At 29.0% G+C, this 25187-nt stretch carries 26 protein-coding genes; 6 read left to right on the top strand and 20 right to left on the bottom strand.

From position 1 onward, the window contains the following. Nucleotides 1-132: 132 nt before the first annotated feature. From Q0997_RS19370 to Q0997_RS19350, 5 genes are all read right to left on the bottom strand, one after another. Entirely contained in the window at nt 133-963 is an 831-nt protein-coding gene (locus tag Q0997_RS19370) for a DUF2807 domain-containing protein (protein WP_299892154.1), read from the bottom strand. 202 nt (nt 964-1165) lie between these two features. Then, entirely contained in the window at nt 1166-1675 is a 510-nt protein-coding gene (locus Q0997_RS19365; RefSeq protein WP_299892152.1) for a DUF4440 domain-containing protein, read from the bottom strand. A 6-nt stretch (nt 1676-1681) separates the two neighbouring features. Then, nucleotides 1682-3547: a PspC domain-containing protein gene (locus Q0997_RS19360; RefSeq protein ID WP_299892149.1), complete on the bottom strand. Its 1866-nt coding sequence runs from the start codon at nt 3545-3547 to the stop codon at nt 1682-1684. Beyond that, complete coding sequence (locus Q0997_RS19355; protein ID WP_299892146.1) at nt 3544-3885, bottom strand: PadR family transcriptional regulator; 342 nt, start codon at nt 3883-3885, stop codon at nt 3544-3546. Before Q0997_RS19355 ends, Q0997_RS19360 begins: the two co-directional genes overlap by 4 nt. Nucleotides 3886-3958: 73 nt before the next feature. Then, nucleotides 3959-4405 (bottom strand): DUF4870 domain-containing protein, encoded by a 447-nt coding sequence (locus Q0997_RS19350; protein WP_299892143.1) that lies wholly within the window; start codon nt 4403-4405, stop codon nt 3959-3961. A 143-nt stretch (nt 4406-4548) separates the two neighbouring features. Between Q0997_RS19350 and Q0997_RS19345 the strand changes: the two genes are divergently transcribed. The 3 genes from Q0997_RS19345 (at nt 4549) to Q0997_RS19335 (ending at nt 6227) form a co-directional block, all read left to right on the top strand. Continuing rightward, a complete protein-coding gene (locus tag Q0997_RS19345; RefSeq protein WP_299892140.1) occupies nt 4549-5004 on the top strand; it encodes a DUF4442 domain-containing protein in 456 nt (151 codons plus the stop codon). A gap of 80 nt (nt 5005-5084) precedes the next feature. Then, nucleotides 5085-5882, top strand: coding sequence for a TIGR00266 family protein (locus Q0997_RS19340; protein ID WP_299892137.1), 798 nt, complete (start codon nt 5085-5087; stop codon nt 5880-5882). A gap of 147 nt (nt 5883-6029) precedes the next feature. Then, nucleotides 6030-6227, top strand: a complete 198-nt coding sequence (locus tag Q0997_RS19335; protein WP_299892134.1) for a hypothetical protein — start codon at nt 6030-6032, stop codon at nt 6225-6227. A 35-nt stretch (nt 6228-6262) separates the two neighbouring features. Here Q0997_RS19335 and Q0997_RS19330 read toward each other — a convergent pair whose 3' ends face one another. Next, nucleotides 6263-7201, bottom strand: a complete 939-nt coding sequence (locus tag Q0997_RS19330; RefSeq protein ID WP_299892131.1) for a LysR substrate-binding domain-containing protein — start codon at nt 7199-7201, stop codon at nt 6263-6265. Between the two features lie 109 nt (nt 7202-7310). Here Q0997_RS19330 and Q0997_RS19325 point away from each other — a divergent pair, with 109 nt between their 5' ends. Next, nucleotides 7311-7790: a Dps family protein gene (locus tag Q0997_RS19325; RefSeq protein WP_299892128.1), complete on the top strand. Its 480-nt coding sequence runs from the start codon at nt 7311-7313 to the stop codon at nt 7788-7790. Between the two features lie 60 nt (nt 7791-7850). Here Q0997_RS19325 and Q0997_RS19320 read toward each other — a convergent pair whose 3' ends face one another. The 8 genes from Q0997_RS19320 to Q0997_RS19285 all read right to left on the bottom strand — a co-directional run bounded on the left by Q0997_RS19320 (nt 7851) and on the right by Q0997_RS19285 (nt 16157). Beyond that, nucleotides 7851-8321 carry a DUF2141 domain-containing protein gene (locus Q0997_RS19320; protein WP_299892124.1) on the bottom strand — a complete coding sequence of 157 codons (471 nt, stop codon included), beginning with the start codon at nt 8319-8321 and terminating at the stop codon, nt 7851-7853. Nucleotides 8322-8422: 101 nt separating this feature from the next. Further along, on the bottom strand, nt 8423-9751 hold the full coding sequence (locus tag Q0997_RS19315; RefSeq protein WP_299892121.1) for an OmpA family protein: 1329 nt from the start codon (nt 9749-9751) through the stop codon (nt 8423-8425). Nucleotides 9752-9874: 123 nt separating this feature from the next. After that, nucleotides 9875-11209 (bottom strand): DUF58 domain-containing protein, encoded by a 1335-nt coding sequence (locus Q0997_RS19310; protein WP_299892119.1) that lies wholly within the window; start codon nt 11207-11209, stop codon nt 9875-9877. A 37-nt stretch (nt 11210-11246) separates the two neighbouring features. After that, nucleotides 11247-12296, bottom strand: a complete 1050-nt coding sequence (locus Q0997_RS19305) for a MoxR family ATPase (RefSeq protein WP_299892116.1) — start codon at nt 12294-12296, stop codon at nt 11247-11249. A 5-nt stretch (nt 12297-12301) separates the two neighbouring features. Next, on the bottom strand, nt 12302-13486 hold the full coding sequence (locus Q0997_RS19300) for a DUF4350 domain-containing protein (RefSeq protein WP_299892113.1): 1185 nt from the start codon (nt 13484-13486) through the stop codon (nt 12302-12304). Nucleotides 13487-13494: 8 nt separating this feature from the next. After that, complete coding sequence (locus Q0997_RS19295; RefSeq protein ID WP_299892110.1) at nt 13495-14250, bottom strand: DUF4129 domain-containing protein; 756 nt, start codon at nt 14248-14250, stop codon at nt 13495-13497. Further along, the gene (locus Q0997_RS19290) at nt 14240-15193 is read right to left on the bottom strand and encodes a hypothetical protein (protein WP_299892107.1); all 954 of its coding nucleotides are present in this window, start codon (nt 15191-15193) and stop codon (nt 14240-14242) included. The genes Q0997_RS19295 and Q0997_RS19290 overlap by 11 nt, the downstream gene beginning before the upstream one ends. Further along, nucleotides 15174-16157 (bottom strand): stage II sporulation protein M, encoded by a 984-nt coding sequence (locus tag Q0997_RS19285; protein ID WP_299892104.1) that lies wholly within the window; start codon nt 16155-16157, stop codon nt 15174-15176. The genes Q0997_RS19290 and Q0997_RS19285 overlap by 20 nt, the downstream gene beginning before the upstream one ends. A 95-nt stretch (nt 16158-16252) precedes the next feature. Here Q0997_RS19285 and Q0997_RS19280 point away from each other — a divergent pair, with 95 nt between their 5' ends. Together Q0997_RS19280 and Q0997_RS19275 are read left to right on the top strand one after the other, a co-directional pair. Then, nucleotides 16253-16999, top strand: a complete 747-nt coding sequence (locus Q0997_RS19280) for an RDD family protein (protein ID WP_299892100.1) — start codon at nt 16253-16255, stop codon at nt 16997-16999. Next, nucleotides 16999-17601 carry a trimeric intracellular cation channel family protein gene (locus Q0997_RS19275; protein ID WP_299892097.1) on the top strand — a complete coding sequence of 201 codons (603 nt, stop codon included), beginning with the start codon at nt 16999-17001 and terminating at the stop codon, nt 17599-17601. Before Q0997_RS19280 ends, Q0997_RS19275 begins: the two co-directional genes overlap by 1 nt. 14 nt (nt 17602-17615) lie before the next feature. On the opposite strand, the gene Q0997_RS19270 is transcribed toward Q0997_RS19275, so the two are convergent. From Q0997_RS19270 to Q0997_RS19245, 6 genes are all read right to left on the bottom strand, one after another. Continuing rightward, complete coding sequence (locus Q0997_RS19270) at nt 17616-18296, bottom strand: ATP-binding cassette domain-containing protein (protein WP_299892094.1); 681 nt, start codon at nt 18294-18296, stop codon at nt 17616-17618. After that, a complete protein-coding gene (locus Q0997_RS19265) occupies nt 18289-19212 on the bottom strand; it encodes an ABC transporter permease (protein WP_299892091.1) in 924 nt (307 codons plus the stop codon). The genes Q0997_RS19270 and Q0997_RS19265 overlap by 8 nt, the downstream gene beginning before the upstream one ends. Nucleotides 19213-19241: 29 nt before the next feature. Then, on the bottom strand, nt 19242-19778 hold the full coding sequence (locus tag Q0997_RS19260) for a GNAT family protein (RefSeq protein ID WP_299892088.1): 537 nt from the start codon (nt 19776-19778) through the stop codon (nt 19242-19244). Nucleotides 19779-19796: 18 nt separating this feature from the next. After that, nucleotides 19797-21941, bottom strand: a complete 2145-nt coding sequence (locus Q0997_RS19255; RefSeq protein WP_299892086.1) for a M3 family metallopeptidase — start codon at nt 21939-21941, stop codon at nt 19797-19799. 132 nt (nt 21942-22073) lie between these two features. Then, nucleotides 22074-22802: a peptidylprolyl isomerase gene (locus tag Q0997_RS19250; RefSeq protein WP_299892083.1), complete on the bottom strand. Its 729-nt coding sequence runs from the start codon at nt 22800-22802 to the stop codon at nt 22074-22076. A 78-nt stretch (nt 22803-22880) separates the two neighbouring features. Then, nucleotides 22881-24983 carry a starch-binding protein gene (locus tag Q0997_RS19245; protein ID WP_299892079.1) on the bottom strand — a complete coding sequence of 701 codons (2103 nt, stop codon included), beginning with the start codon at nt 24981-24983 and terminating at the stop codon, nt 22881-22883. Between the last annotated feature and the right edge of the window lie 204 nt (nt 24984-25187).

The raw sequence follows: 25187 nt of genomic DNA, 5'->3' as shown, positions 1-25187 counted from the left end.
GTTCGTTTAACTCTTTTGTTCTCTTTACTTTTCATTAATAAGTCGATTTTTTGTCAACTTATTTCAGGACGGGACATATAGCATAAAAAAAGCCGAAGTTTTTACTTCGGCTTTTTTTTATATTAAATCGGTTTATTTTTTTCTTATAATAGCTTCGCCTTCAAATTTATTTAAGCCAATTTTTGGACTACCATAAATGTATGTTTCTGTAGAACCTGATGCTTCTATGGTTAGCTCTTTAGTAACTTCAATATATACATCGGCTTTTCCATTAGTGATTAAATTAGAATCTTTTGCTGTTAATTTTTCAGCTTTTAATACAGCATTGTTGTCTGTGGTAATATTTAAGCTATTTGTGTCGCCTTCAATTTTTGCATGCGCTTTTTTAGGCATATTTATATTAATTTCTGAAGCATTAATTAAGGCTTTTAAATTAGTGCCATCATTTAATTCTATAGATACATTTTCAGCAGTTACATTTAATTCGGCTTTGCTTTTTTCGTTCTGTATAAGTTTGAAATTTGTAGATTTTAGTGTTAAATAAGCCTCTGTAGATTTATTAGTAATTAGAGTAAAATCTTCTAAATTTAATGCATTAGCTGATGTGATTTCGCTATTGTCCTTTAGTTCAACAGTATTCAATGAATCGACAAAAACAACAGTAATTTCAAATTTTTTATGTGAAGTTACACGTTGTAGTTTATTAAATTTTAAGCTTCCTTCCTGTACATCAAAAGCAACAGATTTAAATAAATTATCGTCGGCTTCAATTTGAACAGATGGTGTAAAACCTTGTAAGAGTTTAATTTCAAAATCTTCACCAACAACAAGTCTATTAAATTTAGCAACTTCGGTTAATTCGGTTATTACATTTCTACTTCCTTTAATTTTTTCTTTATCCTGAGAAAAACTTGAGAAAGTAATAAGAATGGCAAAAAGCGCTAGGTGTAATTTTTTATTCATGTTTAGATATTAAATTGATATAACAAATATAAAACAAAAACCATCCCAAACTTTTCTAAGTTTGAAATGGTCTAAGAATTTGGTTGATTAAACGGTTTAACTTTACACAAATATTTCAAGTAAAGTATTGATTACTAATTTTGCAATTGTGATCATTTTGATTGGTTTTTTTGATTGATTGATTTTTTTGTTTATAATATTGTCATTTCTGCATTTTATGATTAAAACTTAACACTCTTTTAATTTGCCATTGTGATTCTTTTTTAATCCATAAATGTGTAAACTTAGCTATGCTAGTTTTTCTTTCTATTTTATTATCTTGTTTTTCAAAGAATTTATGCTCTCCCTTTTGTATGGCTCCATATAACACTCCTTTGTTGTACAATGGGTATACACTAAGGCTACCTTTTACAAGTTCACGTCTAGATTTTATTGTATTAGATTTATTACATAGCCCATTACTTATAGATAACATAAAAGCTTCTTTAGAATTTGTGATGCCATGCTTGTCATGATAAAACTCAAAATCTGAAGCTATAAATGTTTCAAATTGATTGACATCACATTTATTAAAACCTTCATTAAACAATAAGCTGTCATTTTGTTTTAAGGTTTTAAATAGCTCAGAATTTTTTGCTATTTGAGCTTCAATTCTATTTGTGTAGCATAGAAAGACTAACGTAATAAAAAAGACTGATTTGATTGATTTCATTCTGTATTAGTCTTTTTTCTTTTCAGAAGTAATTTCTATACCATTATCATCTATGGTAACATTTACATTTTTGTTTTTTGCTTTTACACCATTATCATCTATTATAACTTCTGTGTTTTCATTTTTAGCTTCAAAACCTTCATTATTAATTTTTAGTTTGGTGTTATCATTATTGACATCAACTTTTACTTCAAAATCATCATCATCATCATCATCATCATTATTGTTGTCCCCGCAATCCAAACATTCTAATCTGTTGTTTTTTACTTTTAAATAGTGGTTTTCTTTACCATTATTTAAAATGTCGTTGTAATATCTAGAATTATTTCTGTGATAATAATAAGTATTGTTATCTGCAAATAAGATACTTCCTTCAGGTAGGTATAAGGTTACTTCAATATTTTGAGATCTTACTTTTTTATTTTTATCAATAATTAAATGATTATCTAATTGTAGTTCGTTACCAGATATAGTATAATTATAAGAAATGTTTTCAGCGAAGCTTTTTGCTTCTTTATATGTGCCGCCGTTAGACATTTTATTTATTCTAATTTTAGCAACACTATCTCTAGTAGATTTTACAATTAATCTAATGTCTTGCGAATACTTTACTTTGTTACCATCTTCATCATATGCTATATTAAATCCAGAATCTCTACGAAATCTACTGGCGAAATAATCGTTGCTTTTCATAGATAAGATAAGCGTATCATTAGCTTTTATGTTTTCGATTTTTTCTGTTTTAATAACTTGAGCCTCTTCTTTTTGAGATAATCCCTCTTTAATAGCCATTATAGATAAACCAATAACTGAGATTAGCCATAAGCCTGCTAAGCTATATTTAGCAGTATTTCCAATAGATTTTAAATTTTTCACTAAAATTTTTAACCCTAAATAGAATAGAAAAAATAAAGGGATAGCAACAGTAAAGAATGTAAGTATAGAAATAAGCCAGAATGGTAAACCAGAAGCATTAGATACATCTATTAAATCTGAATTAAAAAAATGAACTCTGTTGTTTGCATAAGAACCAAAGATTAACCCAATTGCTGAGCTAATTACACCTATAGCTGCTGCAAACATTAATATAAGACCAATAAATTTTGCAAAGATTTTAATAAACATCATGAAAACATCTGCCATGGTGTCAAAAAAGGATTTTGAACTCGATTTTATACTATTTCCCTTTTTAGTGAAATCTATATTCTTGACTGAGTCTGAAACACTATCAGAAGCATGTTCTAAGCTTTCTTTAAGCTTATCTCCAGTTTTTTGAAGGTTTTGTCCTACGTTTTCAAACCCGTCACGAATTTTTTTTTCAATGTTAGAGATGGTCACTTTATCTCCTGTCATTTGTATTTTTTCTGAAGTAGTTGTTGCTTCAGGAATAAAAATCCATAATAGTATATAAAGTATTATACCTGTCCCTGCACCAAAAATTAATAGAAACCAGATAATACGAATCCAAAGAGCATCGATTCCAAAATAATGACCTAATCCTGCAGAAACACCACCAACATATGAGTTGTCTGTATCTCTAAATAATTTTTTTGATGAGGTGTTTTTTGAATATTGTCTCTGTTTTGGTTCATCTTCAAAAATTTCATCGTCTACAAGATAATCTTCAGGTTGCCCCATAATAGAAATAACTTCGTCTACTTCTTTTGTGCTTATAACCTGTTTATCGTGTTTTACACGTTCTGAAAATAATTCTGAGATTCTAGCTTCTATATCTGCTATAATTTCAGAACGTCCTTGAGAGTCTGTAAATGAACGTTTTATAGCCTCAAGATAGCGCTGTAATTTTAAGTATGCATCTTCATCTATATGAAAAAATATACCTGCTAAATTTATGTTGACTGTTTTATTCATTTTTTTTGTTTTTTTGAGGGTGTTACGGTATTAACTGCGGTTTGTAATTCGTCCCAAGTTTTGGTTAGTTCTTTTAAAAACAATTTTCCTGTTTCTGTTAAACAATAGTATTTTCTTGGCGGTCCAGAGGTTGATTCTTCCCAACGATAATCGAGAAGACCTGCGTTTTTTAATCTTGTTAAAAGCGGGTAAATTGTGCCTTCAACAACAAGCAATTTGGCTTCTTTTAGCGTGCCTAAAATTTCGGCAACGTATGCATCATTGTCTTTTAAGACAGATAATATGCAATACTCTAAAACACCTTTTCGCATTTGTGCTTTTGTGTTTTCTATCTTCATAGTCTCATTTTAAATTTCGTTAAACTGTTCATTTTTTGATTGATTTGATTGTTGATTGATTATTGATGAAATATTATTTTAAAAAGTTTATAGTTAATGGATAATGATAACGCTCTCCATCTCTAGCACTTAAACTGGCTTTAATTATAAAGACAACCTCTAAAAGAAACCCTATAAATGCTAAAAAACCTAGAGAACCACCTATGTAAAATAGTGGTGACGGTTCATTAATATTAATATGTATACCATCAAATAAGTCGAAATCCATAAAATCAATTCCATTTAAAAAATTAAAAGCAAAGAATGGAATTGTTAAAACACCTAAAATCATGGCGTATAATAAAATACTTATTTGAAAATTTATGGCTTGTTTACCATGTTCATCTATAAATTGTGATTTGTCTTTATTTACAATCCATAGTACCAATGGTCCAATAAAATTTCCAAAGGGAATTATAAACCTAGAAAAGGTAGATAAATGAATAAAAGTGGCAATATTGTTATGGTTATTTTCGGTCATTTTAAAAAGTATATAATAGTTTCTTATACAAATATATGTCTAAAAGAAGGTATTATGTTACGCATAGTACTAAATATTAACAAAATTTTAACATATTGAGTTGTCGAATATTTTCGATAATTTTGGAAAAAATCAAACTATAAATGAAACTAACACCTAGTAAAATAAATACTTTTAACATGTTAAAGTTGCCATCAGTTTTTTTAACTGGGGTGCGTGTAAAATCTATAAATGAAAATTCTTGTACTGTAAGTGTTAAGCATCGTTGGATTAATCAAAATCCATTTAGATCTATGTTTTGGGCTGTTCAAGGTATGGCTGCAGAATTAACTACAGGCGCGTTAGTGTTAATGAAAATAAGAGAGAGTGGAAAGAAAGTCTCTATGTTAGTGTCTAATAATAATGCCTCTTTTACTAAAAAGGCAACAGGTAGGATTGTTTTTAAATGTGAAGATGGACATTTAATAGATGAAGCACTAAAAAAGACAATAGAAACAGGTGAAGGACAAACGCTTTGGATGCAGTCTGTTGGTACTAATAAAGATGGAGTAGTAGTATCTACTTTTAATTTTGAGTGGTCTGTAAAAGTTAAAAATTAAAAATAGAGTTTTTCTTGTAACATGTTTTGCTTTTTTACTTCTAACCATTAAATGATCGTATTAATCAAAAAAAATAAAAAATGACAGCACACGAAATAGATTACAGAATTTACGGAGAAGAAATGCAATATGTAGAGATAGAGCTAGATCCTAATGAAGGCGTTATTGCCGAGTCTGGAAGCTTTATGATGATGGACGATGGTATAAAAATGGATACCATTTTTGGTGATGGATCAAAAAAAGACCAAGGTTTTCTAGGCAAAATTTTAGGTGCTGGTAAACGAATACTTACTGGAGAAAGTTTGTTTATGACAGCTTTTTATAATGCTTTAGATGGTAAGCGTAATGTTTCTTTTGCTTCACCATACCCTGGAAAAATTATACCAATAGATTTAACAGAGTTTGAAGGTAAGTTTATTTGCCAAAAAGATGCTTTTTTATGCGCGGCTAAAGGTGTAAGTGTAGGTATAGAATTTAGTAAAAAGTTAGGACGAGGATTATTTGGTGGAGAAGGCTTTATAATGCAAAAATTAGAAGGAGATGGTATGGCATTTGTTCATGCTGGAGGAACTACTGCAAAAAAAGAATTAAGAGCTGGAGAAACTTTAAGAGTAGATACTGGTTGTATTATTGGTTTTACACAAGATGTGAATTATGATATTGAATTTGTTGGAGGTATTAAAAATAGCATTTTTGGAGGTGAAGGTTTGTTTTTTGCAAAGTTGGAAGGTCCAGGAACAGTTTATATACAATCATTACCATTTAGCCGTTTAGCAAATAGAGTTATTGCTAGTTTACCTAGAGGCGGAAATAGTAAAGGAGAAGGTAGTATTTTAGGAGGTTTAGGTAATATTCTTGATGGAGATAATAGATTTTAATAACGTTAATTAAGAATTTTTTAACTGTTAAAAAGAACTCAAAATGTTTTTTGAGCCTTTTTTTTTATTACATTTAATCGAATTTATAAACCGTTTGCCTATACATACTTTTACCTTTTTATTTTAACTAAACCCTAATTACTTATTATGGCAAGAGCAATGTTCGAGTACACCAAAACGATACTAAATAAAGTGAGTTTTGACGTTAACTTGTTTTGTAAGGAAGTTCAAAAAGCACTTCAAAGGTTATTACCTTATGAAATTGAAGAATTAAAGATTTATATAGAGTCTTTAGTTAATGAAAATCCTGACTTAAATAAATGTTTAATCTATTTAAAAGCATAAAAAAAAGCGACTTACGAGTCGCTTTTTTGTATAGTTTATTTAGATATCGGACTGATAATTTCTACATTTTGAAAAGCAATTGCACCTCTAATAATGCCAGAAATAACATCTTGCATAGCTTCAATAATTTGCATTTTTAACTCACTTTTATGGTAAATAATACTTACTTCTCTAGCTGGAGATGGTTCTTTAAAATGATGTAAATTTTCTTTAGCATCTTTATTCATATCCATAGTATGTAAGTAAGGTAGTAATGTCATTCCTAAACCTTCATTAGATAGTTTAATTAATGTTTCTATACTGCCACTTTCTAATTGAAAGTGTTCATCATTTTGATCTTTGAAAACCTTGCATAGATTTATAACGCCATCTCTAAAGCAGTGACCATCTTCTAATAATAACATATCATCTATGTCTAAATCTGAAATTTCAATAATTTTTTTATCATTTAATCTATGACTAGCTGGGATATAGGCTACAAATGGTTCAAAATAAAGCACACGTTCTTTTATATTTTCATTTTCTAAAGGAGTTGCAGCTATAGCTGCATCTAAATGCCCGTCATTAATTCTAGTAATAATCTCTTCTGTAGTTAACTCTTCTATTTTTAATTTTACTTTAGGGTATTTTTTTATAAAGTTTTTGAGAAACATTGGGAGTAGAGTAGGCATTACTGTAGGAATTATTCCTAATCTAAACTCACCACCAATAAAGCCTTTTTGTTGATCTACAATGTCTTGTATACGATAAGATTCATTTACAATATTTTTTGCTTGGCTAACTATTTTAGAGCCTACATCTGTTAATTCAATAGGTTTTTTACTGCGATCGAAAATTAGAATGTCTAATTGATCTTCTAATTTTTGAATTTGCATACTTAGAGTTGGTTGCGTTACAAAACATTTCTCTGCTGCTTTAGTGAAGTTTTGATGTTCTGCGACTGCTAATACATAGGTTAATTGCGTAATCGTCATCTTCTTTATAGTTTTAGGCTATAAAAATATAAAATCTATCAATAAAATCTATAGTTATTTGGATTTATTTCTTGATTAATTTTGAAATAGAATAAAAACAAATAAAATTATGGGATTAAATAACTTAGGATTGGATAAAGAAAAAACAGAAGAACTTGCTAAAGACTTAAATAACTTGTTAGCCAATTTTCAAATATACTATCAGAATTTAAGAGGCATACATTGGAATATAAAGGGTAAAAACTTTTTTGATTTACATGTTAAGTTTGAAGAATTATATACAGATGTAAATATAAAGATAGACTTGATAGCTGAACGTATTTTAACATTAGGTGCAATACCATTACATACTTTTGATGATTATATTAATACTGCAAAAGTTAAAGTTGGTAAAAATGTCTCTAAAGATGACAAAGCTGTAAGTTTAATTGTTGATTCTTTAGAAGTTTTAATTAGAATTGAACGTGACCTTTTAAATAAATCTGATGATGCTAAAGATGAAGGGACAAACACAATAATGAGTGATTTTATTGCAGAACAAGAGAAAACACTATGGATGATGAATGCTTGGTTGAGTGATGGAATTTAAAAGATAAAAAGCGGTAAACTTTATTTAAAGTTACCGCTTTTAAATTTTTACGTTTTATAATTAGAATCTAATATTAAGATTTAAATCTTTATTTGCTAAATTAAATTTAGCTTCATTATACTGTGGAGGACCATAACTTAAAGGGTTGTTAGATACACCATAACTTTCTAGTGGCATACCATGACTTTCGTAATCCATTTTGCCATTTTCATTTTCATCATGTACAGCTATAATAGCATATTCCCCTGGTTTTACATTTTTAAAAGTTACTGTAATTTTATTGTTTTCAATTTTGCTTTTAGCAGCTTGTAAAGCATCGGTTTTCATGAAAGTAGTACTATCATGTAGTCCTAAAAGAACAGCTCCTGTATTACTTTTTACATTGTCTATTGTTACAGTAATAGTTTGTCCTTTTTTCTCTTGTGAAAAACCTAAAATTGTAAATAAAGTAAATAGTATTGTTAAAGATAAAATTTTACTTATGCTATTTTTATTTCTTAAGCTCTCTTGATTTGTTTTAGAAAAGTTCATGTTATATAGATTTTATTTGTTATTGATGATTCAAATATCTAACAAACACATGCATTTCTATAATTGATATTACCCAATTGTCTTTTTTTTAGGATGAATTGTTAATTGATTATGAAAATTTCAATTCTCCTGTTTTGTAATCTCCCTTCGCTAGTATTATTGTCTGCAATAGGGTTTTCTTCTCCGTAGCCTTGAGAAGTTAATCTAGCTCCATCAATGCCATTTGCAATTAAATACGTTTTTGCAGATGCAGCTCTTTTTTCTGATAACGTTAAGTTGCTTTTAGAAGCCCCAGTATTGTCTGTATGGCCAGCTATATGAAATTTCATATTCACTTGAATTTTCATAATTTTCATAATTTCATTTAAAGCATTTTGTCCTTTTAATGTTAAAGTAGATTGACCGTTATTAAATGTAATGTTTTTAGAAAAACCATTAATATCATTAAGTACCTGTTGTTTTATAGCTTTATTTCTATCCGTAACTTTTTGTCTCTCTATATTAGCTAGTTGGTCCTTTTCTTGTTGTGTTACAACTTTTGGGCAGCCTTGGTTTTCCTGCACACCAGGCTGTTGTGGGCATTTATCAAATCTATCATCAATACCATCTCCATCTGTATCTATTCTTGGACATCCATCGTCGTTAATAGCACCTTTAACTGTTGGGCATTTATCATATTTATCTGGAGTACCATCACCATCATTATCCGGGCAACCTCTCATACTTGCTGGTCCAAAATCATTTGGGCATAAATCTTCAGAATCTATTACTGTATCTCTATCTGCATCAGGGCAGCCATTGGATTCAATAATTCCAAATAAATCTGGACAGGCATCTACATCATCATTTATACCATCATTATCCGAGTCTTTTCCACCAAATTTAAAAACAATACCTGCAGAATGTTGCCAGTGCTGTAAACCATAATCTTCAAAAGCGTGTTTGTATACAGATTGTACATTAATACCAAAGTGATTGCCTACCCATATATTAAATCCAACGCCACCATTAACAGTACCTGCGCCAACAGTATCTAACCAGGTATAACCACCACCAATGGTTGCATAAGGATCAAACAACCCTAAACCTTTTGTGAATTGATATTTAAACATACCATCTAATGAGACATATGGGTATTGTAAGTCTTTATTTTCTTCTATAGGATAATTCTCTTTTAAACTATTAAGTGAAGCTACACCTTCAAAAGTAATTCTGTTTTTTATTAAGCGACCCACAGAAAGTCTAAACCCTGCAGAATTTAAATTCCATGTTTTAAATCTAGCTAATCCTGCTTCTTGTTCTCGTACTGGATTATTTATAGCATTAGCTCCAAAATTAACGGTCCATGGATTGTTTTTTGTTTGAGAGAAAGAGGTATGCGAAAGTAGCGCACACAGTAAAATTAGGATAAGATGGCCTACTGGTTTCATCGGGTTTTTATTTGTAAAATATTAATAGCAATAGCAAGATATACTAAAAAATAGAAAATAAAAACATATGTTCCTTATAGTAGATAAAGTGTTAAATAAGAAAGATAAAACTCAGTTTTAAGATTATAATAAGCCTCGAGCTTTTATTTCTAAGTACTTATTAATAGTATCTATGGTAAGGTTTTCTGGAGTAGTAAGAATAGAGAAAATACCGTATTTTTTTAATTCATTTACTATAAGTTTCTTTTCGTAAGCAAATTTTTCTGCGATGACTTTATCATATACCTGTTGTACCGTTTCTGCTTGATCTTCAATTAACGAATTTAACTCTGTATTTTTAAAGAAAATAACAACTAAAAGATGACTTTTAGCAATACCCTTTAAATATGGCAATTGACGATGTAAGCTATCTAAAGTTTCAAAGTTTGTATATAATAAAATTAAGCTTCTGTGTGTTATATTTCTTTTTACATCTCCATATAATGTACCAAAATCGCTTTCAAAAAAATCTGTTTTTACATTATAAAGTGATTCTAATATAAGATTCATTTGTGAAGTTCTTTTTTCTGCAACAACTCTATTCTCAACTTTTTTAGAAAATGAAAAAATACCAGCTTTATCATGTTTTTTTAAAGCGACATTGGAAATAACTAAAGCCGCATTAATAGCATAATCCAAAAGTGTTAATTCTTCAAAGGGCATTTTCATAACACGTCCTTTGTCTATTACAGAATATACTGGTTGAGATTTTTCATCTTGAAATTGATTAACCATTAATTGATTGCGTTTGGCAGTTGCTTTCCAGTTTAAAGTCCTTAAATCGTCTCCTAAAACATATTCTTTAATTTGTTCGAATTCCATAGTGTGCCCTAGTTTTCGAACCTTTTTTATTCCATATTGATGTAAATTATTACTAATGGCAAGTAAATCGTATTTACGTAATTGAATAAAACTTGGATAGGTTGGTACCATAGCATTATCGTTAAAACTAAAACGTCTTCCTACTAAATTGAAAATTGAAGTAGCATAAATATTTAATTTTCCAAAATGATATTCACCACGTTCTACAGGGCGTAATTTATATTCTATTTCTGAAACACTCGAAGAATCTAATTTTCTTTCAATATTGAAATTTCTTATTTGAAACTGTTCTGGTATTTCATCTATAATTTTTGCGTAAATAGGAAGTGTATAAAAATTCTCAATAATTAATCTAATAGGGTTTTGGTCTCCATTCGATAGTTTTTCGGGTAAGACGCGTTGAGCTTTTAATCCCTTTTTTGCTGAAAATAGTAGCAAAGTGTCTAAAAAAGTTAAGGCTAATAAAATAAGAAGCAGGGTAGAAACAATATTTAATAACCTTGGGAATACAAAACTAATAACATATAAAATAATTATACCTAAACAGGCATAAAAGAAACGATTTTGTAGATAAAATGGTTTGATTTTTTTTAGCATTATTGTTGACTAGTATTTGTTCTTCTTATCTTAAAATTTACCTAGGGATTTCTACAGCTTCAATAATTTGATTTATAATTTGTTTTGTTGTAATGCCTTCCATTTCTCGTTCTGGTGTAATAATAACTCTGTGTTGTAATACAGGAATAGCTGCTTTTTTTATATCTTCTGGCGTAACAAAATCTCTTCCACTCATTGCTGCAAATGCTTTACTTGCTTTTAAAATAGCAATAGAAGCTCTTGGAGAAGCTCCTAAATATAAAAATGGATTGTTACGTGTATTTATTATAATATCTGCTATATACTTTAATAAATCTGACTCTACTATTATTTGGTTTACTAAATCTTGAAATCTTGAAATTTTCTCTTTTGATAAAAATGCCGTTATTTTATCTATTTTCTTGCCACCTTGCATGGCATGTTCACGGTTTAATATTTCTATTTCTTCTTCAAGGTTTGGATAGTCTATATCTATTTTAAATAAGAAACGATCTAATTGCGCTTCTGGTAATCTATAGGTTCCTTCTTGCTCAACTGGGTTTTGAGTTGCTAAAACAATAAAAGGTAAATCCATAGCATATTTATGGCCGTCTATTGTAATTTGTCTCTCTTCCATAACTTCAAATAAAGCGGCTTGCGTTTTTGCAGGCGCTCTATTAATTTCATCTATAAGTATCATATTGGAGAAAATAGGACCTTTTTTAAAATCGAACTCAGATGTTTTCATATTAAAAATAGACGTTCCTAAAATATCGCTAGGCATTAAATCTGGAGTGAATTGAATACGACTAAAATCGATTTCTAAAGATTTAGCCAATAAACGAGCAGAGATAGTTTTTGCTACACCAGGAACACCTTCTATTAAAGAATGTCCATTGGCAAGTATAGATGCTATAAGCATATCTATCATTCCTTTTTGGCCAACAATTACTTTTCCAATTTCATTTTTAATTTGAGCAACACCATCTTGAAGTTCGCTTAAATCAATCCTGTTTTTAAAGTTTACATTATTGTTCTCATTATCTGTTTCATTAGTTAAATGTAATTGATCTTGAGTGTTTTCTTCGTTAGTTGTATTGTCTTCCATATGATTTATACTTTATAAAAGCCTTCAATTTGTTTATTAAGGTTTAGTAAATCGTCTTCTGTACAGTTTTGTTTAGCTCGTAAAAAAGAGATTGTACTAATTAATTTTTTTATTTCAGTTTTATTTTTTCCAGATTTTAGAGCTAAATTTTTTGAGAATTTTTCATCTAAAAATTGAGTATCTAAATAATAAGCACTTCTTATATGTTCTAAAAAGTACATTATTTTTTTCTCAATAAGGTTGTTATGATCTTTAGTTTCAAAATATAGATTACCAATTGTTTTTACAAAACCAACGGTCGTATTTTCATGAGGTTTAATAACTTTAATGATACGTTGTCTACGTTTGGCATTAAAAATCATAAAGAAAATTAAAGATAGTAGTGCTAAATACCAAGCATACCTTAAAGCAGGCTTACTTAAAATAAAACGTAATTTAGAGTTACCCATTTCTTTTCTTTTCTTATTAACCGAATCGTAAAAAATTGTAGTTTCTGGTAAATAAGCTAATAAAGCTTCTGTATACTTTTTATTGTCCTTTTTTAATAAATTAAAATTTGTAAATGCAGTTGGTTGTAAATGAAGAAAGAGATTACCAGAACCATGTTCAATTTTAACATAATTAATATATGGTATACTATCAAAAACTTGATAGCCAAGTACAGTTGTGTTTAAAGAATCTAACTCTGAAAAATAAAGATTATTAAGTCCTTTTTCTATACTTATAGAATCGTTTTTAAACCTTGAGTTCGCTAATGTTAATTTTGCATTACCTTTAATTGTGTATTGGCTTTTTGTTTCAATGTTTAAGGAGTCTTTAAAACTATTAGGGATATAGTTTGTAGACATGAAAACAGTGTTTCCATGTGAAGCAAAATCCATTAATTCTTGTGCAGAAACATTATCTACAGGTTCATTCTCTTTTATATAAATATAAGTTCCCGAAGTTACATAACTACTATCTTCCCAATTATAGCGGTCATTAAAATATTCGTATGGAGACACATTTATATTTTCTATTTCATTATCATTAAATAGATTTTTTAACTCATTATAAAACACATAAGTTCCAAATGGTATTTTATGCGTTTCATTATATGTTTTTGTCCAGTTTATTGGTTTTACAGCAGAAAACTCAACATATACAATGAATGTTAAAAGAAGGATTAAAAGTCCAATGTAAAATTTCAAGGTTTTATTCATGCTTTTAAACTATTTATAAAGGTTAAAAAAGCATGTTTTGCCTTGTCAAATTCTTTGTCATTAATATTAAATTCACCATACCATATATAATTATATAAATATGAGGTGTATGCAAATTGTTTATTTATATCCTTAGATGAGATTTCGTTTTGGTAATCGCTATTTGTTTTTTCAACATCATACTCAATAATTTCATTTTGAGTTAAGTATTTAAGAAGCCATAAATAATAATAACGTACCGCTAAACGAAAGTTGTTATCGGCTTCAGCTTGCTGTATTAGTGTTTTAAAATCTGTAGTGTGGATATTACTTTCAATGTCTGTAACTGGAATAATTTTTTTGTCACTAGATTTACCAAAAACCCAATTTCCTTCTTTGTTTACAATAGCTTTAAATATGAAGAATATAACGAGCAGTATAACAATAATTCCAGCGATTTTTAATAATGTATCTGTAAAATTAGAAGCTTGTCCCGCATTTTTAAAATTGAATAAATCTCTAAAAAAATTAGAAATACTCTCTTTAAATCTTGTCCACCATCCAGAACTTTGTTTGGTGCGTTCATATATAAAATCGCTATCGTTATATCTTCGTTTTAAATCATCGAATTGTTTTGGATAAACAGCAGAATCATCTATTTGTAAAGAATCTGTTATTTGAGATTTATACGTATTGGATATAGTATTTGCTTTAGAAGAGAAACTAAAACAAAAGTTGAAAAATAAAATGTATAATATGTATTTAAAACTCACTGTTTCCTATTTGATCAATTACAGAAGTTGTATTAACATTTTCTTTTTCTTCTTTTAAACCATAATATACTATACTTTGATTTGTTTGATTAATGATACTCATTGTCATACTTACTAAAAAAGTAATAAAAAATATAAAAAGTAAAAAGACTGTCATGCCTAAACTCTGTTCTTCGACACTTAAATTATTACTTTCTATACCTGTTAATATACTAGCAGTACTAAATGCAGATTGAAAAACACTAAGACCAAGTTGAACGATGTAAGTGATTAAATAAAAAATCCCCATACAACCAACAGCATGCCAAAATTTAGAAGTAATTAATGTCCAAGCATAACCAAAGCTATCCCAAAAATTTCTTTTACCGTCTAAGTATTCTAATAATGTCATATTATATAAGCCAGCTAAAAAACCTACAAGTAAAGGTATTGCTAGTATACCAATAATTGTAATAGCAAGTAGCATCATACCAATACCAAATGCAATACCAACTGGTATAGCTAGAAGAATACCGAAAACAATAAATAAAACTAGTTTCCCACTATGTTTTTTATACATATCAATTATGTCTTTTGTTGAAAAACTAGTATTGTTATTTTTTTCATATAGTTTAAAATAAATAGGAGTATATGCATATGAAACAATACCTAAAATCATGAACATAATAATAATACCAAGCATGATTAGAAAGAACATTCCAAAATTCTCGTTCATATAATCTTCAAAAGGATTAGAATTATTAACTCCAACTCCACCAAGTAAATTACCGTAAACAGTATCTGTATAAAATTTAGACATGTAATATGTAAGTACTGCAAGAATTAGTAGTAATGCACCATTTATAATAAAATAGTGTTTAAAATAATGCTTTCCGTTTAGTTTTAAAAAAGTAAATGTATCTTGAAAAAACTCGTTAAAGCCTCTATTTTGGTATAATTGCATAAGCTTTTTTTATTTTTTTATTAATGATAAAGGGATAAATTAAGTAGTAAAAAGAAATAAGACTTAATGTAAATAATATTATGCTAACAGATAGCCAGTTAGGCATTGTATTAGAATATCTAGTAACATAACCTTCTAAAAAACCAGCAGCTATTGTAAAAGGAAATGTACTAATTAAAATTTTAACTCCATTTTTAACTCCCATTTTAAAAGAGGTTAATCTTGAAAATGTTTTAGGAAATAAGAGACTAGCTCCTAATAATAGACCAGCTGCACCTTCTATAACAATTGCAAATATCTCCATGGCTCCATGAATCCATATGCCACGTACGCTTTCCCATAATACGTCTTCTTTTTGAAACATATATTGAAATGCACCTAGCATAATACCATTTTCCATAAGTATATATCCAGTGCCTAAGCCTCCAAAAACACCATATATAAATGATAGTATTCCTACATATAAATTGTTAAGAGTAATGCCAAAGAAACTACCCCAATTACTTCCACTTTTATATACGGCAACAGGATCACCTGCTTCAATGTTTTCTAGAGTTTTATTAACATACTCATCTCCAAGAACCAATCTAACAAAAGTATCATCGTAAGCTGCAGAAAGTGCGCCAATAGAAACAAAAGCGCCAAAGATTAAAAAGGCATAGAGAACATAACGTCTATATTCGTATACAATTAAAGGAACTTCTGTTTTCCAAAACCAAAGAAATCTATTGGTGTCTTCTCGTTTTGTTTTGTAAATTTTCTGAAATGTTTTTGCGGCTAAGTTATTTAAATATAAAACCGTTTTACTTTTTGGGTAATAGGTTTGGGCGTATGATAGGTCGTTAATTAATTGGGTATATAGAGAAGCTAATTCATCTGGGTTTTTTAATTGCTTTCCTAAAATAGCTTTTTCAAATTCTAACCATTTTTCTTTATTTTGTTTAATAAATGCAACTTCTCTCATAGAAACTCAAATCTACATATTTTTTTATTTTTATTTGAAATATTATTAACTAAAAAGTTGTTTGCATTAAATTATAAAATAGATTTGTAATAACTATGGTAGAAATACAAATAAATACAACTCAAAACGTAAATATAAATTTTACCGCAGCTAGCGTTGGAGAACGTATTTTAGCTTATGTTATAGATTGGCTTATTAAAATAGCCTATATTATTGTTATGTATCAAATACTATTCAATATTCTTGGATTTGAAGATATGACAAGAGGAATGGACAATTGGTCTCGTATAGCTGTTTTTTTGTTTTTTTATTTACCAGTTATTTTTTACACATTAATTTTTGAAACCCTACTTGATGGGCAAACTATAGGTAAACGAATTATAAAAATTCAAGTTGTTAAAATAGATGGCTATCAAGCGTCTTTAGCAGATTTTGTTGTAAGATGGTTTTTTAGAATAGTAGATTTAAACCTTATGAGCGGTATAGTGGCTTTAATTTCAATTATAACTAGTAGTAAAAGTCAAAGATTAGGTGATATAACAGCCGGTACAGGAGTTATCGCTTTAAAAAACAAGGTAAATATTAGTCATACAATTCTTGAGGATTTAAAAGAAAATTACATACCTACTTATCCTAATGTTATTAAATTATCTGATAACGATGCTCGTATTATTAAAGATACTTTTATCACTGCAAAAAAGTCTAAAGATTATAAAACTTTAATCCGTTTAAGACAAAAAATTGTTGAAGTTGTAGAGGTAAAGGAACAGATAAAAGAAACTGATATAGAGTTTATAGATATTATTCTTAAAGATTATAATTACTACACACAAAACATGTAATGTTCTATACTATTGATATTTTAGGAACTATTGCTTTTTCTATTTCTGGTGTTTTGGTAGCCCTAAATAAGAAAATGGATGCCTTTGGAATTTTAATTATAGCTTTTGTTACAGCAGTTGGTGGCGGAACATTGCGTGATGTTTTAATTGGAGAAACACCAGTAAGTTGGATGAAAGATATGACGTTTGTTTACGTAATAATGGCTTCAACAATAGCAGCAGTTGTTTTTAAATCTAAAATAGATTATTTACGTAAATCTCTCTTTTTGTTTGATACTATTGGTATTGGTTTATATACTGTTGTTGGTGTGGAAAAAGGAATATCTGCAGGTTTACATCCAATTATTTGTATTGCTTTAGGGACTATGTCTGCTTGTTTTGGAGGTGTTATTCGCGATATTTTATGTAATGAAATACCTGTTATTTTTAGAAAGGAAATCTATGCTACTGCATGTATTTTTGGTGGGATTTCTTATTTTTTAATTAATAAGTTACCAATACAAGGTGACTTCGTATTTATAATAGCTGGTTTAGTTGTTATTATTACTAGAATTTTGGCAGTAAAATTTAAGCTGAGGTTACCTAGTTTGTATAAAGACTAGATATAAAAAGGTTATTATTCTAACCCAAGCTTTTCTATACTATCTCCAATTGAAAATTGTTTCATTTCTTGTTCAAGTATGCTAAACTCTTGTTTAGGTACTTTTTTTATTATTTTCCCATTTTGCATTAAATAGATTTCACTACAAGTATCTGCTAACGTAGAAAATATATGTGAAGAAATAATGACTGTTTTTCCAAGTGAATGAAGTTTTTTTATAATCTCACTAATAATTAAATTACTTTGAATGTCTACACCATTAAAAGGTTCATCGAGAATAAAAAGTTCATTTTTTTGTAATAAAATAGCAGTTATTGCTAACTTTTTTTTCATTCCTGTTGAATAGGTAGACGCGTATTGGTTTAAAGGTAAATTAAATATGTTTTTGTCTTCTATTTTAGAAATAGAAATGTTTCTTGCACTAGAAAGTAGTTGTATGTACTCTTTTCCAGTGATTTTAGAGAAAAAGAAAGGCTCTGTAAGTAAAAGACCTAAATGGTCTTTAAGTATATCAAAACCTGATGAGATTTGACCTGTATATGTTTCAAGCTCGGCAATACATCTAAATAAGGTTGTTTTTCCTGCTCCATTTTCTCCTACAATGCCATAAACTTTGCCTTTTTCAAATTCTAGATCAATACTTTTTAGTACTTGATTTTTACCATAAGATTTGGATAGCTTTTTTATACTAATCATTATTTAAAATGGTATTTAGTTTTTTTAGAGATTGAGAAAAAAACATTGGTATTATTACTATTAATATAGGCGGAAACATAATACTAATTGCAAAGATAATACCTTGAGGTAAACTCATTTTATGTGGAAAACTAGAATATTTTGCAAAAACTATTGTGATGAGATAGATGTAACATAACATTGTAAAGGTTAAAATGTTTCCTGTTTCTTTAAAAAAGAAAATAGTTAATGTAATTACAATTGGTAGTATTAAAAAGGTGAAATTTATTAAACAAGTTTTTACTTTTTTTAATAGAAATTTTTTTGGCGATACATTAAAATTCCAAACATAATAGTCATTTTCAAGATTAGAGTAATAAGAGAAACATATGACGCCTATTAATAATATTGAAAAAACACCAAGATTAATATTATCTACCATAATGGAAATATATGTTAGGCAATATGTGATTGGGAAAATGAAAAATGTATTTCTAAACCCAACTATATATTCAAAAGGTGTTTTGTGAAAAGGAGTAGGAATAGTGAAATTAAAATTTGTGTTTAAATTAAATAAAGAAATTACTATAATTAAAAGCATTAAAAATAAAGGATAGATAAATAAACCCTTATAAAGTAAGTATAATATAAAAGGAAAGCTAAAAATTAAATTTTCAAGAACTCTTAATTTCTGATAATCTTTTTTATTATATATAGATTTTAAAAAATCATTTCTTTCTTTAGAACTTAGCATCGAAGTAAGACTTACTGCGGAAAAAACATAAATATAACTTGCAAACTCTGTTTTTGAGAATAGAAAGTTAGACAATAGAATAAAGATTAGCGGTATTAGAGCATAACCAATTAAAAGCGGTATTCCAAAATCTACTATTTTTCTATTTAATAGTTTAAATTGAAGTTTAAAATAGTCTTTCATAAATTTAATAAAATAAAGAAATAGTATGCTTAGTTATTATACCATTCCTCTTTTAGAATACCATAACTAATAGAATCATAATACGTGCCATCTATAATTCGCGCTTTTCTATATTCTGCTTCTTTTTTCATTCCTAATTTCTTAGCAAGTTTTATCATTCCATAATTTCCAGACCAAGTTGTAATTCCTAATCGTATAATATCTTTTTTCTCATTAAATATTTTTTCTATCCATAATTTAAGCGCTAAATATCCAATACCTTTATTCCAGAATTTCTCATCGAAAATTACAATACCTATTTCCATCCAATTGGTTTCTTGAGATTTCCAATACCAACTAACTTCTCCAATAATATCATTTTGTTTATTAGATATAATATTTTTATTTTCTAATGTATTTTTACCTGAAGTAAAATCACTTTTTAATACTTCTATTTGTTTTTCTATAGTCTCTTTAGAGTCTTTTTTAAAATAAGGCCCATTTAGTGAATGATACTTATGAAAAGGTAGTTTCCAGTATTTGTATATTTCTAAATCGTTAAGATTGAGATTTCTTAATTTAATCACTGTTGGATTGTCTTTGTTTTACTCAGTCACAGGAAACCCACGATCACGCATTAAGGCTTCAATTTTAGCATCACGACCTCTAAATAATCTATAAGCTTCAGCTGGATCCATAGAATTTCTTGGCGCAAACAAATACTTAACTAATTTATCAGCTACATCTTTATCATAAAAACCACCTTCGGCTTCTTTAAAAGCTTCAGAGGCATCACTAGTTAAAACATCTGCCCACATGTAACCATAATATGCTGTTGCATAGCCTTCGCCAGAGAATACATGACCAAAATGAGGTGTTCTATGTCGCATTGGTAATTCTTTAGGCATGTTTAATGCTGCTAAAGTTTCTTTTTCAAATTTGGCAATATCTATATTTTCTGGATCTGCTAAATGTAATTTCATATCTATTAAAGCAGAGGCTAAATATTCTGTAGTACCAAAACCTTGATTAAAAGTAGATGCTTTTTTAATTTTTGCAACTAAAGTAGCAGGTATTGGCTCGCCAGTTTTATTATGTACTAAGAATTGGTTTATAACTTCGTCTGTAGATAGCCAACGTTCTAATAATTGTGATTGAAACTCTGTATAATCACGAACACCACCATTTAATGTTGGGTATTTTACATTAGAAGAGAAAAAGTGCAATGCGTGACCAAACTCATGAAAAAATGTTTCGGCATCATCCCAAGAAACTAGAACAGCTTCTCCTGGAGCTGCTTTTACAAAGTTAGAATTGTTTGAGGCGAGTACATTAGTTTTACCATCAAAAGTTGTATGGCTTCTATAAGTGGTAGCCCAAGCTCCAGAACGTTTTCCTTGTCTTGCAAATGGATCTAAATACCATAATCCAATATGATTGCCAGAATCTTTGTCTGTTACTTCCCATACTTTTACGTCTTCATGAAAAACAGGAACAGTACCTTCTTTTACTGGTACAAATTTGTAATTAAATAAACGGCCAGCTGTATAAAATAAGGCTTGCGTTAGTTTATCTAGTTGTAGATATTGTTTTACTTCATCACTATCTAAATCGTACTTTTCTTTACGTACTTTTTCTGCATAAAATCTGTAATCCCATGGCTCAATAGTAATGTTGTCACCACTTTTATTAGCAACGGCTTGCATGTCTGCGACTTCTTCTGCTACACGGCCAATAGCTGCAGGCCATACAGCTTCCATTAATCCCATTGCATTTTCTGGTGTTTTAGCCATACGATCCTGTAAACGCCATTCTGCATAGTTTTTATAGCCTAATAATTCAACGCGTTCACGTCGTAATTTTAAAATTTTAGCTATTATTTTTTTATTATCGTATTTGTCATTGTTGTCACCACGCGAGTAGTAGTTGGTCCAAACTTGCTTACGTAATTCACGATTAGTAGAATAGGTTAAAAAAGGATCCATAGATGAACGTGTATTAGTAATGGCATATTTTCCTTCTTGACCATTTGCAGTTGCTATTGCAGCTGCAGATTTTATAAAACCTTCACTCAATCCATCTAATTGATCTTTTGTTAAATAAGTAATGTAATTTTCCTCATCGTGTAAAGTGTTGTTTGAAAAATCGCTATATAATGATGATAATTCTTTATTAATAGCTGCATAACGTTTTTTCTTTTCGGTATCTAATTCGGCACCATTCATTTCAAAACCTTTATATCTTAATTCTAAAACACGTTGTTGATCTGCTTCTAAAGGTTTTGTTTTAGCAGCATTATAGACTGTTTTGATACGTTGAAATAATTTTTCATTTTGATTAATTTTAGAATTGTATTCAGATAGTTTAGGCGCTAATGCTTTAGAGACATCTCTAAATTCCGGAGAGCTCATATTGCTAGAGAATATTCCATAGTATGCAAATAATCGATTTAAATCTTTACCAGAACGTTCCATTGCTGCAATGGTATTTTCAAAAGTAGCAGGTTCATTATTGTTAGCTATTGCTTCTATGTCTTCTAGACCTATAGCCATAGCATTTTCCATAGCAGCCTTTACATCTTCTACTTTCATTTTATCAAAAGCTGGAACGCCATCATATGGACCAACCCATTCTTTCAATAATAAATTATCTATCATTACTGTTTCTTTTTTTTGTTCATCTTTTTTGCATGCAGTTATATTTATTAGCATACTAAATAAGATTATTTTTGAAATGTTTTGTGCGCGCATAATTCTTAGGGTTTAAAAAGAAAGGATTCAAGGTATGCATTTTTGTTCTTAATAAGAAGAACTTTAAGAAAAGACTTCTCTATAGTATTAAAGAGTATATAGCACTGATGATATAATTAAAGTAGAATAAAACTATTTAATAATCTCAACTTTTTTAATATATATATTATGTACAGGCCAATGGCCGCCATCTACTTCTTGTTCTGCTATTTTATCTACAACAGACATTCCTTTTATTACTTTTCCAAAAATGGTGTAGTCTCCATCTAAATGATGTTGGTTTTTTTGTGTGATAAAAAACTCGAAAGGAGATGCCAGTTTATAGGCATTGTCAATCTCACTACTAGGAACAGAAATAACACCACGATGATGTTTATAACCTCGTTTTGTGTCTGGTGGTAATAAGTATCTACCAATTTTTCGCCTTTTTTTAAGAACTTTTTTATTATCTGAATTACCACCTTGAATAACAAAATCTTTTACTACACGATGAAATTGAGTACCATCAAAAACATGATGCTTTACTAAGAATATAAAATTTGCGCGATGGAATTTCACTTTGTCATATAATAATATATCTATATTACCATATTCTGTATACATACGCACTTTATTTTCCTTATTCTCTTTTTCATATTCTAAAAAGAAATCCATAGCATTTTTACTATTAAGCGGAAGGAATTTTTCTTCTAAAGTTAATTTTGAGCTATCTATAACTATGTCTTCAACTTCAATTTTAGCAGCGTTGGCCTTAATAGTGTCAATTTTAACTGGTACAGTTACTTTTTTTTCTTGTTTAGAAGGTTTGTTTTCACAATTGAATAGTAGTAATAAAAATAATATGGTAATTAATAAACGCATAAATAGGTTTTATAGATAATTCAAAAATAAAAAAAGCTGCTCAAAAGAACAGCTTTCTTAAAAGAAACTATAGACTAATTAAAGTTTAATTAATTTTTTATTAAAGATTTTTCCATTGATGTTTATACGACATATGTAAAACGATTGTTTTAATCTATATGTGTTAGCGTTTACTTTAATACTATGTTTTCCTTTTTTTAATACACCGTTAAATAGAGAAATTTCTTCATTGTTTAATCCAATAAGTTTAACAGAGACATTACTTTGTTTTTGGGAAACCTCAAATGATATCTCACTATAGTCTCGAAAAGGATTTGGAGAGATCTTAATAGTATTATTGATAGTATTTAAATCAAGTTGCGTATTTATTTTTCCATTTGCTGGATTGCTATGCCAAGAATTGTTATAAAAATATGGTTTATCACTACAAGTGTTAAGATCTGCCGTTTGATTACTACCATTATTACTAAAAATAATATTAGAACAATTTCCAGGAACTGTAGCAGAAACATATCCATTTCCCGCGTTATTTAATGTTGTTCCTGGCCAATTTCCATTGGTTGCATTTTGGTTATTATCCCAACTATACAAATGGGAATACCCTTGAACATAAACAGTAAAAGTATTAGTGTTACCAGAAGTAGGATCATTAGCATACCAATTGCCTTGATAGTAATATGGTTTATCATTGCAAGTATATAGGTCAGAGGTTTGGTTACTTCCATTATTACTAAAAATAATGTTAGAACAGGTGCCAGATACAGTAGTAGAGAACCAATCGTTTCCTAAATCTGTTAAATTTGTTCCAGGCCAATTACCGTTAGTCGCATTTTGATTGTCATCCCAACTATAAATTGTTGAATAGTTTTGTACATAAATAGTGAATGAATCGCTAGTTGGAGGTGATGTATTGCCTTTTGTCCATACAGCATAATTATTTCCAGAAGCAGCTAAAGTCCAACCATTACCTTGCGGACTCCAACTATTAGGTCCCATTTTCATTGCAACCTCATAATTGTCTCCAGTTATTATTGCAGCATATACACCATTTTGAGCCGTTTGAATACTCATATTACTTTGACTATGTATTCCGGCGGCTTTTCTTATACCTACTAAATCTGTAATCTCTGTTTTTACATTGTTTCCCCAATCAAATAAATGTGGCCAATAAATACAAGGTACTCCAGGATGAGTTAAAAGATAAGCGTAGGTTTGTCCTACATTTCCAGCGTTTAAAACATTATTTGGTTGGTCGTAACGTGGTGTATCATGATTTTCTACAAAAGTTGTGTTATTTCTAGAATCCCAACCAATACCACCAGAAGCAGAACCATTATTATTTAAGTAAGAATAATTATTATCTCTAACTACAGATTTTAATGTGAAATATGTAGGGAAATCGAAAGCAGTTGAACCAGTTGCATCTATCCAATCTTGTATTACTTGCTTATTAGAAGTGTAGTGTTCTCCAACAGAAAATGTTGGGTTAGTTGCATTATTATAAAGTGTAAAATAATATTCATCAAAACCATGAACAAAATCGTAACGCCATCCTTTATAACCTAAAGATTTTAAATTATTTAAAAATTGAATAATACTGTTTTGTACATATCCTTTTGTGTGGTCAATATCTCTTGCGGCCTCATAAGATGTTCCAGTATCAAAACTACCTCGAGGATAGGTGTTAAAATAAGCAGGAACTCCCCAAACTTCATCATTAGAAGTAATGGCATCTGTATTCCATTGCGGGTTTGTGAAATCTACATAATTTGATGAACCAACTCTGTGATTAATTACAATATCTGCAATGGGATCTATGCCTTTATTATTTAACGCATTTAACATATTTTGATGTGCAGATTGACTTCCATAGTTATTGCTGAAATTATTTAATTCTCTAGGTAAGTAACCTTCAAGAGATCCTGCATCACTTGGTGGCGGAAGCCAAATCATATCAATACCAATATCTGATATTTCTTGACTTAAGTTATTTACAATATTATACCAATTGTTTGGGTTGTTAGCGGCAGATTCCCAATAGAAACCTTGAAGCATGACACGACTATCGTTAGATTGTTGAGCCTGTAAAATAGTAAATGAAAACAGTACACATAAAAGGAAGCTATATAGCTTGTTCTTTAATGTAAATATTCTTAAAAAAGAAGTAGTAAAATTGAACATATCTAATGGTTTTTGAATTAATTGATTGTGAATTTAGTAATTAATTAACTCCTTTTTTGATAAAAAATCTACTACAACGTTTTCGGGTTAATAACTTTTTTTGTTTTTAGATTTTATATTGACATTTTGTTCGTAAAGGGACATGGTTTACACAAGTTAAAGATTAGGGTTTACACTAAATTAGTTTCTAACCTTGTCGATTGT

The organism is uncultured Lacinutrix sp., from assembly GCF_947500325.1.
Classification (GTDB): Bacteria; Bacteroidota; Bacteroidia; order Flavobacteriales; family Flavobacteriaceae; genus Lacinutrix.
This window is presented reverse-complemented; position numbering and strand designations above follow the sequence as displayed.